This window comes from Luteibacter sp. PvP120 (assembly GCF_054055715.1).
The window spans coordinates 385,656-400,084 of sequence record NZ_JBSRXP010000004.1; the positions used below are offsets into that span (position 1 = coordinate 385,656).

General features: G+C 62.2%; 27 protein-coding genes. All 27 read right to left on the reverse strand.

Translation table 11 applies throughout. The features are described from left to right. Positions 1-86 precede the first annotated feature (86 nt). Positions 87-1,085 carry a DNA-directed RNA polymerase subunit alpha gene (locus tag ACVKN3_RS11100; protein ID WP_036115434.1) on the reverse strand — a complete coding sequence of 333 codons (999 nt, stop codon included), beginning with the start codon at positions 1,083-1,085 and terminating at the stop codon, positions 87-89. A gap of 18 nt (positions 1,086-1,103) precedes the next feature. After that, on the reverse strand, positions 1,104-1,730 hold the full coding sequence (rpsD, locus tag ACVKN3_RS11105) for a 30S ribosomal protein S4 (RefSeq protein ID WP_036140163.1): 627 nt from the start codon (positions 1,728-1,730) through the stop codon (positions 1,104-1,106). Between the two features lie 11 nt (positions 1,731-1,741). Beyond that, positions 1,742-2,128, reverse strand: coding sequence for a 30S ribosomal protein S11 (gene rpsK / locus ACVKN3_RS11110; protein WP_007513384.1), 387 nt, complete (start codon positions 2,126-2,128; stop codon positions 1,742-1,744). A 12-nt stretch (positions 2,129-2,140) separates the two neighbouring features. Beyond that, positions 2,141-2,497, reverse strand: a complete 357-nt coding sequence (rpsM, locus tag ACVKN3_RS11115; RefSeq protein WP_036115440.1) for a 30S ribosomal protein S13 — start codon at positions 2,495-2,497, stop codon at positions 2,141-2,143. A 126-nt stretch (positions 2,498-2,623) separates the two neighbouring features. Further along, a complete protein-coding gene (gene secY / locus ACVKN3_RS11120) occupies positions 2,624-3,943 on the reverse strand; it encodes a preprotein translocase subunit SecY (RefSeq protein WP_036140161.1) in 1,320 nt (439 codons plus the stop codon). Between the two features lie 4 nt (positions 3,944-3,947). Next, on the reverse strand, positions 3,948-4,379 hold the full coding sequence (gene rplO / locus ACVKN3_RS11125; protein WP_036140160.1) for a 50S ribosomal protein L15: 432 nt from the start codon (positions 4,377-4,379) through the stop codon (positions 3,948-3,950). A 3-nt stretch (positions 4,380-4,382) separates the two neighbouring features. Next, positions 4,383-4,586, reverse strand: coding sequence for a 50S ribosomal protein L30 (gene rpmD, locus ACVKN3_RS11130; protein WP_036140158.1), 204 nt, complete (start codon positions 4,584-4,586; stop codon positions 4,383-4,385). Beyond that, the gene (gene rpsE / locus ACVKN3_RS11135) at positions 4,579-5,088 is read right to left on the reverse strand and encodes a 30S ribosomal protein S5 (RefSeq protein ID WP_029213879.1); all 510 of its coding nucleotides are present in this window, start codon (positions 5,086-5,088) and stop codon (positions 4,579-4,581) included. Before rpsE ends, rpmD begins: the two co-directional genes overlap by 8 nt. 127 nt (positions 5,089-5,215) lie before the next feature. After that, positions 5,216-5,566: a 50S ribosomal protein L18 gene (gene rplR / locus ACVKN3_RS11140; RefSeq protein ID WP_285405938.1), complete on the reverse strand. Its 351-nt coding sequence runs from the start codon at positions 5,564-5,566 to the stop codon at positions 5,216-5,218. 30 nt (positions 5,567-5,596) lie between these two features. Continuing rightward, positions 5,597-6,124, reverse strand: coding sequence for a 50S ribosomal protein L6 (rplF, locus tag ACVKN3_RS11145; RefSeq protein WP_285405937.1), 528 nt, complete (start codon positions 6,122-6,124; stop codon positions 5,597-5,599). An 11-nt stretch (positions 6,125-6,135) separates the two neighbouring features. Beyond that, complete coding sequence (gene rpsH, locus ACVKN3_RS11150) at positions 6,136-6,531, reverse strand: 30S ribosomal protein S8 (RefSeq protein ID WP_036115455.1); 396 nt, start codon at positions 6,529-6,531, stop codon at positions 6,136-6,138. A gap of 165 nt (positions 6,532-6,696) precedes the next feature. Beyond that, the gene (rpsN, locus tag ACVKN3_RS11155; protein WP_036115457.1) at positions 6,697-7,002 is read right to left on the reverse strand and encodes a 30S ribosomal protein S14; all 306 of its coding nucleotides are present in this window, start codon (positions 7,000-7,002) and stop codon (positions 6,697-6,699) included. Positions 7,003-7,015: 13 nt separating this feature from the next. Then, complete coding sequence (gene rplE, locus ACVKN3_RS11160) at positions 7,016-7,555, reverse strand: 50S ribosomal protein L5 (RefSeq protein ID WP_285405932.1); 540 nt, start codon at positions 7,553-7,555, stop codon at positions 7,016-7,018. A 12-nt stretch (positions 7,556-7,567) separates the two neighbouring features. After that, positions 7,568-7,879 (reverse strand): 50S ribosomal protein L24, encoded by a 312-nt coding sequence (gene rplX, locus ACVKN3_RS11165; protein WP_036140155.1) that lies wholly within the window; start codon positions 7,877-7,879, stop codon positions 7,568-7,570. A 13-nt stretch (positions 7,880-7,892) separates the two neighbouring features. Beyond that, positions 7,893-8,261 carry a 50S ribosomal protein L14 gene (rplN, locus tag ACVKN3_RS11170; protein WP_036115467.1) on the reverse strand — a complete coding sequence of 123 codons (369 nt, stop codon included), beginning with the start codon at positions 8,259-8,261 and terminating at the stop codon, positions 7,893-7,895. Positions 8,262-8,275: 14 nt separating this feature from the next. Next, the gene (gene rpsQ, locus ACVKN3_RS11175) at positions 8,276-8,536 is read right to left on the reverse strand and encodes a 30S ribosomal protein S17 (protein ID WP_036115469.1); all 261 of its coding nucleotides are present in this window, start codon (positions 8,534-8,536) and stop codon (positions 8,276-8,278) included. An 11-nt stretch (positions 8,537-8,547) separates the two neighbouring features. Beyond that, the gene (gene rpmC, locus ACVKN3_RS11180; RefSeq protein WP_036115473.1) at positions 8,548-8,733 is read right to left on the reverse strand and encodes a 50S ribosomal protein L29; all 186 of its coding nucleotides are present in this window, start codon (positions 8,731-8,733) and stop codon (positions 8,548-8,550) included. Then, the gene (gene rplP, locus ACVKN3_RS11185) at positions 8,733-9,146 is read right to left on the reverse strand and encodes a 50S ribosomal protein L16 (RefSeq protein WP_036115475.1); all 414 of its coding nucleotides are present in this window, start codon (positions 9,144-9,146) and stop codon (positions 8,733-8,735) included. Before rplP ends, rpmC begins: the two co-directional genes overlap by 1 nt. 11 nt (positions 9,147-9,157) lie before the next feature. Further along, positions 9,158-9,880 carry a 30S ribosomal protein S3 gene (rpsC, locus tag ACVKN3_RS11190; protein ID WP_285405928.1) on the reverse strand — a complete coding sequence of 241 codons (723 nt, stop codon included), beginning with the start codon at positions 9,878-9,880 and terminating at the stop codon, positions 9,158-9,160. Positions 9,881-9,895: 15 nt separating this feature from the next. Further along, a complete protein-coding gene (gene rplV, locus ACVKN3_RS11195; RefSeq protein ID WP_029213891.1) occupies positions 9,896-10,231 on the reverse strand; it encodes a 50S ribosomal protein L22 in 336 nt (111 codons plus the stop codon). Next, positions 10,231-10,503, reverse strand: a complete 273-nt coding sequence (gene rpsS / locus ACVKN3_RS11200) for a 30S ribosomal protein S19 (protein WP_029213892.1) — start codon at positions 10,501-10,503, stop codon at positions 10,231-10,233. Before rpsS ends, rplV begins: the two co-directional genes overlap by 1 nt. A 13-nt stretch (positions 10,504-10,516) precedes the next feature. Next, positions 10,517-11,338, reverse strand: a complete 822-nt coding sequence (gene rplB, locus ACVKN3_RS11205; RefSeq protein WP_036140150.1) for a 50S ribosomal protein L2 — start codon at positions 11,336-11,338, stop codon at positions 10,517-10,519. Between the two features lie 18 nt (positions 11,339-11,356). Continuing rightward, positions 11,357-11,650: a 50S ribosomal protein L23 gene (rplW, locus tag ACVKN3_RS11210; protein ID WP_036140147.1), complete on the reverse strand. Its 294-nt coding sequence runs from the start codon at positions 11,648-11,650 to the stop codon at positions 11,357-11,359. Beyond that, positions 11,647-12,249, reverse strand: coding sequence for a 50S ribosomal protein L4 (rplD, locus tag ACVKN3_RS11215; RefSeq protein WP_036140143.1), 603 nt, complete (start codon positions 12,247-12,249; stop codon positions 11,647-11,649). The genes rplW and rplD overlap by 4 nt, the downstream gene beginning before the upstream one ends. An 11-nt stretch (positions 12,250-12,260) precedes the next feature. Continuing rightward, positions 12,261-12,902, reverse strand: coding sequence for a 50S ribosomal protein L3 (rplC, locus tag ACVKN3_RS11220; protein ID WP_036140141.1), 642 nt, complete (start codon positions 12,900-12,902; stop codon positions 12,261-12,263). Between the two features lie 20 nt (positions 12,903-12,922). Beyond that, positions 12,923-13,234, reverse strand: a complete 312-nt coding sequence (rpsJ, locus tag ACVKN3_RS11225) for a 30S ribosomal protein S10 (protein ID WP_036140140.1) — start codon at positions 13,232-13,234, stop codon at positions 12,923-12,925. 454 nt (positions 13,235-13,688) lie between these two features. Beyond that, positions 13,689-14,429, reverse strand: a 741-nt coding sequence (locus tag ACVKN3_RS11230) for an EF-Tu C-terminal domain-related protein (protein WP_354517115.1), incomplete at its 5' end; no start/stop codon positions are given.

Below are 14,429 nucleotides of genomic sequence, written 5' to 3' on the forward strand. Positions count from 1 at the left end.
CTGTCGATTCACGATGGAAGTGCACAGGGCATCCACCGGATGGCGCAAAGGAACGGGGCGATCGAAAAGCGATCGCCCCGTGTGGATCAGCCCAGCTGCATGCCGTGGGAAAGACCCGGCGGCGGCCAGTTTTCGAGCTTCATGCCCAGTGCGAGACCACGCCCGCCCAGGACATCCTTGATTTCCGTCAGCGACTTCTTGCCAAGGTTCGGCGTCTTCAACAGCTCGACTTCGGTCTTCTGGACCAGGTCGCCGATGTAGTAGATGCTTTCGGCCTTGAGGCAGTTCGCGGAACGGACCGTCAGTTCGAGATCGTCGATCGGACGCAGCAGCAGCGGATCGAACCCGCCCTTCTCCGCCTTGGTCGAATCGCTCTCGCGGCGCGAGAAATCGCCGAACACCGACAGCTGGTCGTTGATGATTTCAGCCGCCTTGCGGACAGCGTCTTCAGCACCGATCGTACCGTTCGTCTCGATGTCGAGCACGAGCTTGTCGAGGTTGGTGCGCTGCTCGACACGAGCGGCGTCCACTTCGTAAGCCACGCGCAGGACCGGCGCGAACGACGCGTCGAGCTGCAGACGGCCGATCGGCCGCGTCTCGTCATCCGGATGCTGGCGCGCGCTGGCCGGCTGGTAGCCGACGCCGCGACGAACCTTCAGGCGCATGTTAAGGGCCACATCCTTGGTGAGGTGGCAGATCACATGGTCCGGGTTGACGATTTCAACGGAATGGTCGACGGCGATATCGCCTGCCGTGACCACGCCCTTGCCCTTCTTCGAAAGCGTCAGGGTGACTTCGTCACCGCTATGCTGACGAATGGCGACATCCTTGAGGTTCAGCAGGACTTCGATCACGTCCTCCTGCAGGCCTTCCAGAGTGGTGTACTCGTGCAGCACGCCGTCGATTTCGACCTCGACGATCGCGCTACCCGGGATCGAAGAGAGCAGCACGCGACGCAGCGCGTTGCCCAGGGTGTGACCAAAGCCACGCTCGAGCGGCTCGACCACCACCTTGGCGCGGTTGGCGCCGAGCTGCTCGACGCTGAGGCCACGAGGCCGCAGCACACTAGTTGACGAAACTGCCATGCAAGGCTCCGGTGAAGATTACTTCGAGTAAAGCTCGACGATCAGGGCTTCGTTGATATCGGCCGGCAGATCACCGCGATCCGGCACAGCCTTGAACGTGCCTGCGAACTTCTTGCTGTCGACCTCGACCCACGACGGACGAAGGTCCATCGTGTCGAAAACCGTCGCTGCTTCCTGGACGCGCAACTGCGTGCGAGCCTTTTCGGTCAGCGAGACTTCGTCGCCCGGACGGACGTGGTAGGAAGGTACGTTGACCTTCTTGCCATTGACCGTCACGGCCTTGTGGGCCACGAGCTGACGAGCCTGGGCGCGGGTAACCGCGAAACCCATGCGGAACACGACGTTGTCGAGACGGCTTTCCAGCAGGCGCAGCAGGTTTTCACCCGTGTTGCCCTTCTGGGTCGAAGCCTTGGTGTAGTAGTTGCTGAACTGACGCTCAAGCACACCGTAGATGCGCTTGACCTTCTGCTTCTCACGCAGCTGCACTGCGTAATCGGACAGGCGGGCGCGCTTGTTGGCGCCATGCTGACCGGGCTTGGTTTCGAGCTTGCACTTGGAATCGAGCGCGCGAGCCGGGCTCTTCAGACCGAGGTCGACACCTTCACGACGCGCAAGTTTGCAGGTAGCTCCACGATAACGGGCCATGGGTATGCTCCTTAGACGCGACGCTTCTTGGGGGGACGGCAGCCGTTATGCGGAATCGGCGTGACATCGATAATGTTGAGCACTTTGTAGCCCAACGCATTCAGTGAACGCACGGCCGACTCACGGCCCGGGCCGGGGCCCTTGATGCGAACTTCAACCGTCTTCACACCGTAGTCGCCTGCAGCGCGGCCAGCCTTTTCGGCGGCAACCTGGGCAGCGAACGGGGTGGACTTACGGGAACCGCGGAAACCCGCGCCGCCCGCCGTCGCCCACGACAGGGCGTTGCCCTGGCGATCGGTGATCGTGACGATGGTGTTGTTGAAAGAAGCCTGCACGTGGGCCACGGCATCCGTGACGACGCGCTTGATCTTCTTCTTGGTTTTAACCGGCTTAGCCATAATCGGTATCCGTTACTTCTTGATCGGACGACGCGGACCCTTGCGGGTACGGGCGTTGGTACGCGTGCGCTGGCCGCGCACCGGCAGGCCGCGACGATGGCGCAGGCCACGATAGCAACCCAGGTCCATAAGGCGCTTGACCGCCATGCCGACTTCGCGGCGGAGGTCACCTTCGACCGTGTACTTAGCGATTTCGGCGCGGATCTTCTCCACTTCGCCTTCGCTGAGCGACTTGATGGGCGTGGTCGGAACCACGCCGGCATCCACACAAACCTGCTTCGCCCGCGAACGGCCGATTCCGAAAATGCTCTGCAGGCCGACCCAGACATGCTTCTGGACCGGCAAATTGACACCCGCGATGCGCGCCATGATGTACTGTCTCCGATGCGTTTCGTGCGCGGTAAACGCGCAATTCTAACCTGAATTAACCTAAACGGGAAGTCCTGCGGCGCTGGGCGCCAAGGGCTCCCCTACTTGGGGGCTTAACGTCCAATCTCAGCCACGGCGGAGATTGGACTTCTTGAGCAGACTCTCGTACTGGTGGCTCACGAGATGGGCCTGGACCTGAGCCGTAAAGTCCATCACCACCACCACCACGATCAGCAGCGAAGTGCCGCCGAAATAGAACGGGACGTGCCAGGCGTTCTGCATGAACGTGGGCACCAGGCAGACCAGTACGATGTAAATCGCGCCAACACCGGTAAGCCGGGTCATGACGCCATCGATGTAGTCTGCCGTGGCGCGACCCGGACGAATGCCCGGAATCAGCGCGCCCGAACGCTTGAGGTTATCGGCCGTTTCCTGCGAGTTGAACACGATCGCCGTATAGAAGAAGGCGAACCCGATCACCAGCACCGCGAACACGATGTCGTGGACCGGCTCACCCGGGCTCAGCGCCGTGGTCAGCCACTGCAACCAGCGCGACTGGTGGGCGGAACCGAACCAGGTCGCGGCTGTTGCCGGAAAGAGCAGAAGACTGGTCGCGAAGATCGGCGGAATGACACCCGCCATGTTGATCTTCAGCGGCAGGTGCGAGGTCTGGCGCTGGAACTGACGTTGGCTGCCCTGCTTCGCGTAATTCACGGTAATGCGCCGCTGGGCGCGCTCCATGAACACCACGAAGGCGGTGACCGCGAGAATCAGTGCCGTAACCATGAGCAGCTTCAGGACCGACAGCTCGCCGTTGTTCGCCATGGTCAACGTGTGCGCGATGGCACCCGGCAGACCCGCGACGATACCGGCGAAGATCAGCATGGAGATACCGTTGCCGATACCCCGCTCCGTGATCTGCTCACCCAGCCACATCAGGAACATCGTGCCGGCGGTAAGACCGACGACCGATGCCATGACGAAGCCGGCACCCGGCATGTAGACCACCGGACCGCTGGCGCCGACCTGCTTCTGCAGGGCGACCGCGATACCGAAAGCCTGGAATGCCGCCAGGCCGACCGTGCCGAAACGCGTGTACATGGTCATCTTGCGACGACCCGCCTCGCCTTCCTTGCGCAGAGCCATGAGCGACGGTACGACCGAGCCCATCATCTGCACCACGATCGACGCCGAGATATACGGCACCACACCAAGCGCGAACACCGAAAAACGCGACAGCGAACCACCGGAGAACATGTTGACCATGTTCAGCAGGCCGCCACCACCTTCCACCAGGCTCGTCATCGCCTCGGGATTCACGCCCGGAACGGGAATGAACGAACCGAGGCGGAAGACGATCAGCGCACCAATCAAGAAAAAGATGCGCTGACGCAGTTCCGTCAGTTTGCCCAGCGAGCCGAGCGTTGTGCCCTGCGCTGCTGCCACCTGATTACTCCACGCTGCCGCCGGCGGCTTCGATAGCCGCCTTGGCGCCGGCCGTCGCAAGCACGCCCGAGAGCTTGATCGCGCGATTGATTTCACCCTTCAGGACGATCTTGACCTTCTTCGCGCGGCTGGTCACGAGACCGGCGGCGTGCAGAGCGATCAGGTCGATCGTGTCGGCCTGGATGGTGGCGAGCTGGTACAGCATGACCTGCTGCGTGTCGGCCTTCTTCAGCGAGCGGAAGCCCACCTTCGGCAGGCGACGCTGCAGCGGCATCTGACCGCCTTCGAAGCCGACGCGGTGCGTGTTACCCGCACGGGCGTGCTGACCCTTGTGGCCGCGGCCGGCGGTCTTGCCGAGGCCGGAACCGATACCGCGCGCGACGCGGGTACGGGTCTTGCGAGCGCCCTTGCCGGGCCTGAGATCGTTAAGACGCATGACTTACTCCTCGACCCGAACCAGGTAATAGACCGTGTTGATAAGGCCACGGACCTGCGGGCTATCCTTCAGTTCGCGGACATCGTTGATCCTGCTCAGGCCCAGGGCCTTGACGCTCAGACGATGCCGACCCTGCACGCCACGCAGACCCTTGACCAGGCGCACGCGGACAGTACCGCCAGCGGCGGTTTCATTCTTCTTAGCCATTGCCGAGGACCTCTTCGATCGTCTTGCCACGCTTGGCGGCGATGCGCTTCGGCGAGGCGACGGCCTGCAGACCCTTGATCGTCGCGCGGACGAGGTTGATCGGGTTGCGCGAGCCGACGGCCTTGGCCAGCACGTCCTTCACACCAACCACTTCGAGGACAGCGCGCATGGCGCCGCCGGCGATGACGCCGGTACCCTGCGAGGCAGGCTGCATGTAGACGCGAGCCGCACCGTGGTTGGCCTTGATGGCGTACCACAGCGTGCCGTTGTTGAGTTCGATGGACACCATGTTGCGGCGGGCGCGTTCCATGGCCTTGGAAATGGCGACCGGCACTTCACGCGCCTTGCCATAACCGAAGCCCACGCGGCCTTCGCCGTCGCCGACGACGGTCAGCGCGGTGAAGCTCATCTGGCGGCCACCCTTGACGGTCTTGGCCACGCGGTTGACGGCGATAAGCTTTTCAAGCATGCCGTCCGAATTTTCGCGATCTGTCGAGGACATCTCTTTTCCTGATAGCCCGGAATGATGGTTAGCCGGGACTTCTGTTTACGGCTTGGTCGCCGCTTGGAGTTGTAGGTACATCGGGCGACACCGGCCCCGAAGGGCCGATGCCGTGGCCTGACGCCTCTTAGAACTTGAGGCCGGCCTCACGTGCCGCATCGGCGAGAGCCTTGATGCGACCGTGATAACGGAAACCCGAGCGGTCGAACGCGACGGCTTCGATACCGGCGGCCTTGGCGCGCTCGGCAACGATGCGACCCACCGTGGTGGCGGCCTCGACGTTCTTCTTGCTCTTGAGACCTTCGGAAACCGAGCTCTGCACGGTCGAGGCAGCTGCCACGACAGTGCCGTTCGGCGCGAAGACCTGGGCGTAGATGTGCTGACCGGTGCGGTGCACGCTCAGGCGGGCGACGGCGAGCTCACGGATGTGGGCACGGGTCGACTTGGCGCGGCGCAGGCGGGATGTATTCTTGTTCATCGTCTCGTCTCCAGAAAGCGGATAGGCCGATTAGGCCTTCTTGGCTTCCTTCAGGATGATCTTCTCGCCGGCGTAGCGAACGCCCTTGCCCTTGTAGGGCTCCGGCGAACGGAAAGCACGGATCTTGGCGGCCGTCTGGCCCACGAGCTGCTTGTCGGCACCCTTGATAAGGATTTCCGTCTGCGTCGGGACTTCGATGGTGATGCCTTCCGGCGCGTCGAACACGACCGGGTGCGAAAAGCCGAGGGACAAATTGACGGCCTTGCCCTGCAGCTGCGCGCGGTAACCCACGCCGACCAGCTCGAGCTTCTTCTCGAAGCCCTGGGCGACGCCGGTGACCATGTTGGCGATGATCGCGCGGGCGGTGCCGCCGAACTTGTCGTCGGCGCCATCGGCGAGGACGATCGAAACGACGCCGTTTTCCTGCGAGAGCGAAACGCCCGGCAGCTCGTGGGTCGTCAGGGTGCCCTTCGGGCCCTTGACCGAGACCGTGCCATTGGCAACGGCGAATTCAACGCCCTTCGGGAGGGTGATGGGGAGCTTGGCTACACGTGACATGTCGGTACTCCTTACGCCACCTGGCCGATGACTTCGCCGCCCAGACCCTTGGAACGGGCCTGCGCGTCGGTCAGGAGACCGGCGGAAGTCGAGATGATCGAGATACCCAGGCCGCCGAGGACCTTCGGCAGTTCGTCCTTGCCGCGGTAGACGCGGAGACCGGAACGGCTGACACGGGAGATGGTTTCAATGGCCGGACGGCCTTCGAAATACTTCAGCTTGATCTCGAGGACCGGCTTGCCCGCTTCGTCAGCGGTACGGGCGTCGAGGATATAGCCTTCGTTCTGGAGAAGCTTGGCCAGGGCCAGCTTCACTTTCGACGACGGCATACGGACAACCGCTTTGCCAGATGCCTGGCCGTTACGGATGCGCGTAAACAGATCGGCGATGGGATCAGTCATGCTCATAAGAAAAACCCTTGAGAGTACCGATATCCGTATGACCGGAAATCTTGAATTGTAGTGCCGATATAACGTCGGTCTGCATTGCGCAGACCAACGACTATAGCAGCAAGAGGCGCCCCGGACAAGTTTTGTCCAGGAGCGCCCTACCCCGCCGAAGCGGAGGCTGGTTTACCAGCTGGCCTTGCGCAGGCCCGGGACGTCACCACGCATGGTGGCTTCGCGGAGCTTGTTGCGACCGAGGCCGAACTTGCTGTAGACGCCGCGCGGACGACCGGTCAGTGCACAGCGGTTACGCTGGCGCGACGGGCTCGCATCACGGGGAAGCTTCTGCAGCTTGGTCTGGGCTTCCATCTTCTCGTCGTACGAAGCGGTCGCACTAAGGACGATCGCCTTGTATTCCGCACGCTTGGCAGCGTACTTCTTGACGAGCTTGGTGCGCTTGAGGTCGCGCTCGACCATCGAGGTCTTGGCCATGTTCTACCTGTGATCAGTTGCGGAACGGGAAGCTGAAAGCTTCCAGCAGCGCCTTGGCTTCTTCGTCGGTCTTGGCGGTGGTGGTGATGGAGATATCCATACCGCGCAGCGCGTCAACCTGATCGAAGTCGATTTCCGGGAAAATGATCTGTTCCTTGATGCCGAAGTTGTAGTTACCACGGCCATCGAAGGCACGGCCCGAGACACCACGGAAGTCGCGCGTACGCGGCAGCGAGATGTTGATCAGGCGGTCCAGGAATTCCCACATCTGGGCACGACGCAGCGTGACCTTGCAACCGATCGGCCAACCGTCGCGGATCTTGAACGAAGCGACCGACACGCGGGCCTTCGTCGTGATCGGCTTCTGGCCGGCGATCTTGGTCATGTCGGCGACCGCATTGTCGAGGATCTTCTTGTTACCGGCAGCTTCGCCGACGCCCATGTTGAGCGTGATCTTCGTGATGCGGGGCACCTGCATGACGTTCTGGTAACCGAAGCGCTCAGTGAGCTTCTGCATTACCGACTCTTTGTAAAACGTTTCAAGACGGGTCATGACTTCGGTTCCTTACGCGTCGACTTCTTCGCCGGAGCGGAACACGCGCACCTTGCGCCCGTCCTCGAGCGTCTTGGTGCCAGCGCGCTCGCCCTTGTTGGTGGCGGAGTTGAAGAGCTGTACGTTGGAGATATGGATCGAGGCCTCACGTTCGACGATCCCGCCCGGCTGGTTGGCCTGGGGGTTCGGCTTGGTGTGACGCTTGACCAGGTTGACGTTCGAGACGACGACGCGCTCGCCATCGACGCGCAGCACGTCGCCGCGCTGCCCCTTGTTCTTGCCGGTGATGACGACGACGTTATCACCCTTGCGGATACGGTTCATGTCTGGCCTCCGCTCAGAGCACTTCGGGCGCGAGCGAGACGATCTTCATGAACTTCTCGTTGCGCAGCTCGCGAGTAACCGGCCCGAAAATACGGGTACCGATCGGCTCGAGCTTATTGTTGAGGAGCACGGCTGCGTTACCGTCGAAACGGATCACGGAACCGTCGGCGCGGCGCACACCCTTGGCGGTACGAACCACCACGGCGTTGTACACCTCACCCTTCTTGACCTTACCGCGAGGAATGGCGTCCTTGATGGTCACCTTGATCACATCACCGACGCTGGCATAACGGCGCTTCGAGCCGCCCAGCACCTTGATGCACATCATTTCCTTCGCACCGCTGTTGTCCGCGGCGGAAAGCGAGCTCTGCACCTGAATCATGGCTGCTCTTCTCCTTAGACTTCAGCGCGCGTGACGATTTCGACCACGCGGTGATGTTTGGTCTTCGACAGCGGACGGCATTCCGCGATCCGCACCAGGTCACCCTCGTTCGCACCGGTCTCGTCATGTGCGTGGAGCTTCGTGGAGCGGCGGATGATCTTGCCGAGCAGCGGATGCTGCACCTGACGCTCGATCAGTACCGTTACGGTATGGTCCATCTTGTTGCTGATGACACGCCCCGTGAGGGTGCGCGCCGTCTTCGTGTTATCACTCATGTCCGCCGTCCTTACTTCTTAGCGCCGAGCACGAACTTCGTGCGGGCGATGTCACGCCGAACGCGGCGCAGCTGGTGCGGCTGAGTGAGCTGACCGGAGCCCTTCTGCATGCGCAGATTGAACTGCTCCTTGCGAAGGTCCAGCAGATCCTGCTTAAGCTCTTCCGCCGACTTCTGGTTGATATCTTTGCTGGCCATTACATCACCGCCCTGGAGACGAACTGGGTCTGGACGGACAGCTTGGCTGCGGCCAGACGGAACGCTTCGCGTGCCGTCGTCTCGTCGACACCTTCGATTTCATAAAGCATGCGACCGGGCTGGATCGGAGCGACCCAGAACTCGACGCTACCCTTACCGGCGCCCATTCGAACCTCGATCGGCTTGCGGGTGATCGGCTTGTCCGGGAACACGCGGATCCAGAGCTTGCCGCCACGCTTGACGAAACGCGTGATGCAACGACGGGCCGCTTCGATCTGGCGCGCGGTCAGCTGACCGTGCGTCGTCGCCTTGAGGCCGTACTCGCCGAAGCTCACGAGGTTGGAGTTGAACGCCAGGCCGTCATTGCGGCCCTTGAACTGCTTGCGGAACTTGGTGCGCTTAGGTTGCAACATGGCAACACTCCTTACTTGGCCGTCCGCTCGCGGCGGTTTTCACCACCATCGCGGCGCGACTGCTGAGGCTGCTGGTCTTCCTTCGACTCGGCCGTAGCAGCCGCCAGATCGAAGATCTCACCCTTGTAGACCCACACCTTGACACCGATGATGCCGTATTGGGTCTTGGCTTCGGCGGTGCCGTAGTCGATGTCCGCACGCAGGGTGTGCAGCGGAACGCGACCTTCACGGGCCCACTCGGAGCGAGCGATCTCGGCGCCGTTCAGACGACCGGAGACGTTGATCTTGATACCCAGGGCACCAAGGCGCATCGCGTTGCCGACCGAGCGCTTCATCGCGCGGCGGAACATGATGCGACGCTCGAGCTGCTGAGCGATCGATTCGGCGACAAGCTGGGCGTCGAGCTCCGGCTTACGGACTTCGCTGACATTGATGTGCGTCGGAACGCCCATCATGTCGGTGACTTCCTTACGCAGCTTCTCGATGTCCTCGCCCTTCTTGCCGATCACCACGCCCGGACGGGCGGTGTGGATCGTCACGCGGGCGGTCTTGGCCGGGCGCTCGATCTGGATCTTCGAGATGCCGGCGGCAGCGAGCTTCTTGCGGAGCATCTCGCGGACCTTAAGATCGGCCTGCAGATAAACCGCGTACTCACCCTTGTTTGCGTACCACTTCGAGTTCCAGTCCTTGGCAATGCCGAGGCGGATACCGGTGGGATGAACTTTATGACCCATCGTGTCTTACCCCAGTCAGTTGCCAACAACCACAGTGATGTGGCTGGTGCGCTTCAGGATGCGCGAACCGCGGCCTTTGGCGCGGGCGTACATGCGCTTCATCGCCGGACCTTCATCGACGAAGATGCGGGCGACCTTCAGCTCGTCCACGTCCGCACCGAGATTGTTCTCGGCGTTGGCGACGGCGGAGAGCAGCACCTTGCGGACAAGGTGAGCGGCTTTCTTGTTGGTGAAGGCGAGCACGTCGCTGGCTCGGCCCACGGGCATGCCGCGGACCAGGTCAGCCACCAGGCGTGCCTTCTGCGCCGAGATGCGGGCGCTACGCAGGATCGCTTTGGCTTCGGTGCTCATCACTTGCCCTTCTTGTCGCCGGCGTGGCCCTTGTACGTGCGGGTCACCGCGAACTCGCCGAGCTTGTGCCCGACCATGTTCTCGTTGATCAACACAGGCACGTGCTGGCGGCCGTTGTGGATGGCGATGGTCAGACCGACCATCTCCGGCAGGATCATCGAACGACGCGACCAGGTCTTGATCGGACGCTTGTTATTGGCGGAAACGGCGGCTTCCACCTTTTTCACGAGGTGCAGGTCGACGAACGGACCTTTTTTTAGAGAGCGCGGCATGATCGTTTCCTAATTACTTGCGACGACGCACGATGAACTGCTCGGTGCGCTTGTTGTTACGCGTCTTGTAGCCCTTGGTCGGCGTACCCCACGGCGAGACCGGATGACGGCCGCCCGAGGTCTTGCCTTCACCACCGCCATGCGGATGGTCGACCGGGTTCATGACGACGCCGCGAACCGTAGGACGAATGCCGGCCCAACGCTTTTTACCGGCCTTGCCGAGCTTGCGCAGGCTGTGCTCGGAGTTGCCGACTTCACCAATGGTGGCGCGGCATTCAACCGGGACGCGACGCATTTCGCCGGAGCGAAGACGCAGCGTGGCATAGCCCTGCTCGCGAGCGACCAGCTGGACCGAGGCGCCGGCGGAGCGTGCGATCTGCGCACCCTTGCCCGGCTTCATCTCGATGCAGTGGATCGTGGAACCGACCGGGATCGAACGAAGCGGCAGGCAGTTGCCCGCTTTGATCGGGGAGTCGGAACCGGACACGAGACGGTCGCCCACCGACACGCCCTTGGGCGCGATGATGTAGCGGCGCTCGCCGTCGGCGTAGCACAGCAGCGCGATGTGCGCGGTGCGGTTCGGATCGTATTCAAGACGCTCGACAACGGCGGCAATGCCTTCCTTGTCACGCTTGAAATCGATGATGCGGTACGCCTGCTTGTGACCGCCGCCGCGATGACGGGTGGTGATGCGACCGTAATGGTTGCGACCGCCGGTCTTCGACTGCGATTCGGTCAGGGGCGCATAGGGGGCGCCCTTGTACAGACCTTCGGTCCGTACGCTGACTGCGTCGCGACGACCCGGGGAGGTCGGCTTGTGAGTGATCAGTGCCATCTCAATTCAACTCCTGGCTCAGGCCTTGGCCGACACGTCGATCGTATGACCGTCGGCGAGGCGCACGTAGGCCTTGCGCTTGCCCTGGCGGTTGCCAGTGCGATTGCGGAACGACTTGACCTTGCCCTTGGTATTCACGAGGTTCACGTTCTCGACCTTGACGTCGAAAAGGTGTTCCACCGCTGCACGGACATCGGCCTTGGTCGCCTCAGGCGCCACGACGAAAACGTACTGGTTGTTCTCAGCAAGGCGAGCCGACTTCTCGGAGATGTGCGGCGCGCGAAGCGTATTGAGCGTGCGTTCGGTGCTCATGCGAGCCACTCCTCGACCTTCTTGACCGCGTCCACCGTCATGACGACGTAGTCGCTACCGACAAGGCTGACCGGATTCAGGGCCAGCACGTCGACGACGTGGATATACGGAATGTTGCGGGCGGACAGGTACAGCGCTTCGGTGGCGTCTTCAGACACCAGCAGCACGCGACCCTTGACTTCGAGCTCGGCGAGCTTCGCGATCATGCCCTTGGTGCTCGGGGCTTCCATCGACAGCTCGGTCACGACCTTCAGGCGATCCTGACGGTTGAGCTCGGCAACGATGGAACGAATCGCGACGCGATACGCCTTGCGGTTGACCTTCTGCTCGAAGCTGCGCGGCTTGGCCGCGAACGTCACACCACCACCGACGAAGATCGGGGCGCGGTAATCGCCGTGGCGAGCGCCGCCACCCTTCTGCTTCTTGAACTTCTTGGTCGTACCGGACATCTGACCGCGAGACAGCTGAGCCTTCGTGCCGGCACGGCCAGCCGCCTGATAGGCGGTGACGACCTGGTGCACGAGGGCCTTCTTGTACTCGCCGCCGAACACATCGTCCGACACGGTGAGCGCCTTGGCGCCAATAACGTTGAGTTCCATGGCGTCTCTCCTCAGCCCTTGGTCGTCGGACGGATCACGACATCGCCACCCGGCGCGCCAGGGACAGCGCCCTTGACAGCGATGAGGTGACGCTCGGCATCGACCTTGACCACTTCGAGGCCCTGCTGGGTGCGATTGACCGCGCCCATGTGGCCCGACATCTTCTTACCAGGGAACACGCGGCCCGGCGTCTGGCGCTGGCCGATCGAGCCCGGGGCGCGATGCGACAGCGAGTTACCGTGCGTGGCGTCGCCCATCTTGAAGTGGTGACGCTTGATGGTGCCCTGGAAACCCTTACCCTTCGACACGCCGGCGACGTCGACCGTCTGACCGACGGTGAAGACGTCATCCGCCTTGATCTCGGTGCCGATCGCGTACTTGCCTGCGTCTTCCGCGGAAACGCGGAATTCCCACAGACCGCGGCCCGGCTCGACCTTGGCATTGGCGTAATGGCCCTTCAGCGGCGAGGTCAGGAGCGAGGCGCGCTTGGCACCCGTCGTTACCTGCACGGCGCTGTAGCCGTCGTTTTCTTCGGTCTTCACCTGCGTCACACGATTCGGGGTCGCTTCAATCAGCGTCACCGGAATCGAGCGGCCGTCTTCGGTGAAGAGCCGGCTCATGCCGCACTTGCGGCCAACCAGTCCGATACTCATCTTCGTATCCTTTTATCCGCTCAGCCGAGCTTGATCTGCACGTCAACGCCAGCCGCGAGATCGAGCTTCATGAGCGCGTCCACGGTTTTGTCGTTGGGGTCGATGATGTCCAGAACGCGCTTGTGCGTACGGGTCTCGTACTGGTCGCGGGCATCTTTATCGACGTGCGGCGACACCAGAATGGTGTAGCGCTCAATCTTGGTCGGCAGCGGGATCGGGCCGAGGACCGTGGCGCCAGTGCGCTTGGCCGTCTCGACGATTTCGCTGGCCGAACGATCGATCAGGCGATGATCGAAGGCCTTGAGCCGAATGCGAATCTTTTGGTTCGCCATAAAACCGTGTCCTGTTATCGAAAGAACGTTCTTGTGATTCGGAGTGGCTTCTCGCCGCCCCGCACAACCCATGTAGCTACTTGCAGGTGTCGCGACGGGCCGCCGTGGCGTGGCATGAAGCCATCCGGGCGACCCGAAAAAGTCGAGGCGGACCGCATAAACGATCCGCCAGGACAGAAAAGTATAGAATACACAACGATACGGATCAACAGAGCTCTCGCTCCGTGACCCAGTCGGCACTCCATTCGGCATCCCTGCCTGCGAACTCGAAGCACATTCCGTGCGCCTCATTTCGCTGTGAGCCGTCGCCTTGAAGGCGATCTGGCTGATATAACTCGGCGACTATAGCGGATAGATCATAAAAAGGGAAGAGGCGTGCCATAAAAAAAGCGGAGGCTTTCGCCTCCGCCTCTTCGGGACACCCAGGCAGGTCGCCCTGCCCCGGCCGTCCTTCTTACTTGACGATCTTGGCGACGACGCCGGCGCCGACGGTACGACCGCCTTCGCGGATCGCGAAGCGCAGGCCTTCGTCCATGGCGATCGGGAAGCCCAGGGTCACCGAGATCTTCACGTTGTCGCCCGGCATCACCATCTCGACACCTTCCGGCAGCTTGATCGAACCGGTCACGTCCGTGGTACGGAAGTAGAACTGCGGACGATAGTTGCTGAAGAACGGCGTGTGACGACCACCCTCGTCCTTCGACAGGATGTACACCTCACCCTCGAACTCGGTGTGCGGCGTGACCGACTTCGGAGCCGCCAGCACCTGGCCACGCTCCACGTCTTCACGCTTCAGGCCGCGAACCAGCACGCCGACGTTGTCACCGGCCTGACCCTGGTCCAGCAGCTTGCGGAACATTTCCACGCCCGTGACCGTCGTCTGCTGGGTGTCCTTCAGACCGACCACTTCGGCCGGGTCACCCACCTTGACGATACCGCGCTCGACGCGACCGGTCAGCACCGTGCCACGACCCGAGATCGAAAACACGTCTTCCACCGGCAGCAGGAACGGCTTGTCGATCACGCGCTCCGGCTCCGGGATCCAGCTGTCGAGTGCGTCGACCAGCTTGATGATCGACGGCACGCCGATTTCGGACTGATCGCCGTCGAGGGCGAGACGGGCCGAACCGTGCACGATCGGGGTGTCGTCGCCCGGGAACTCGTACTTCGACAGCAGTTCGCGGACTTCCATCTC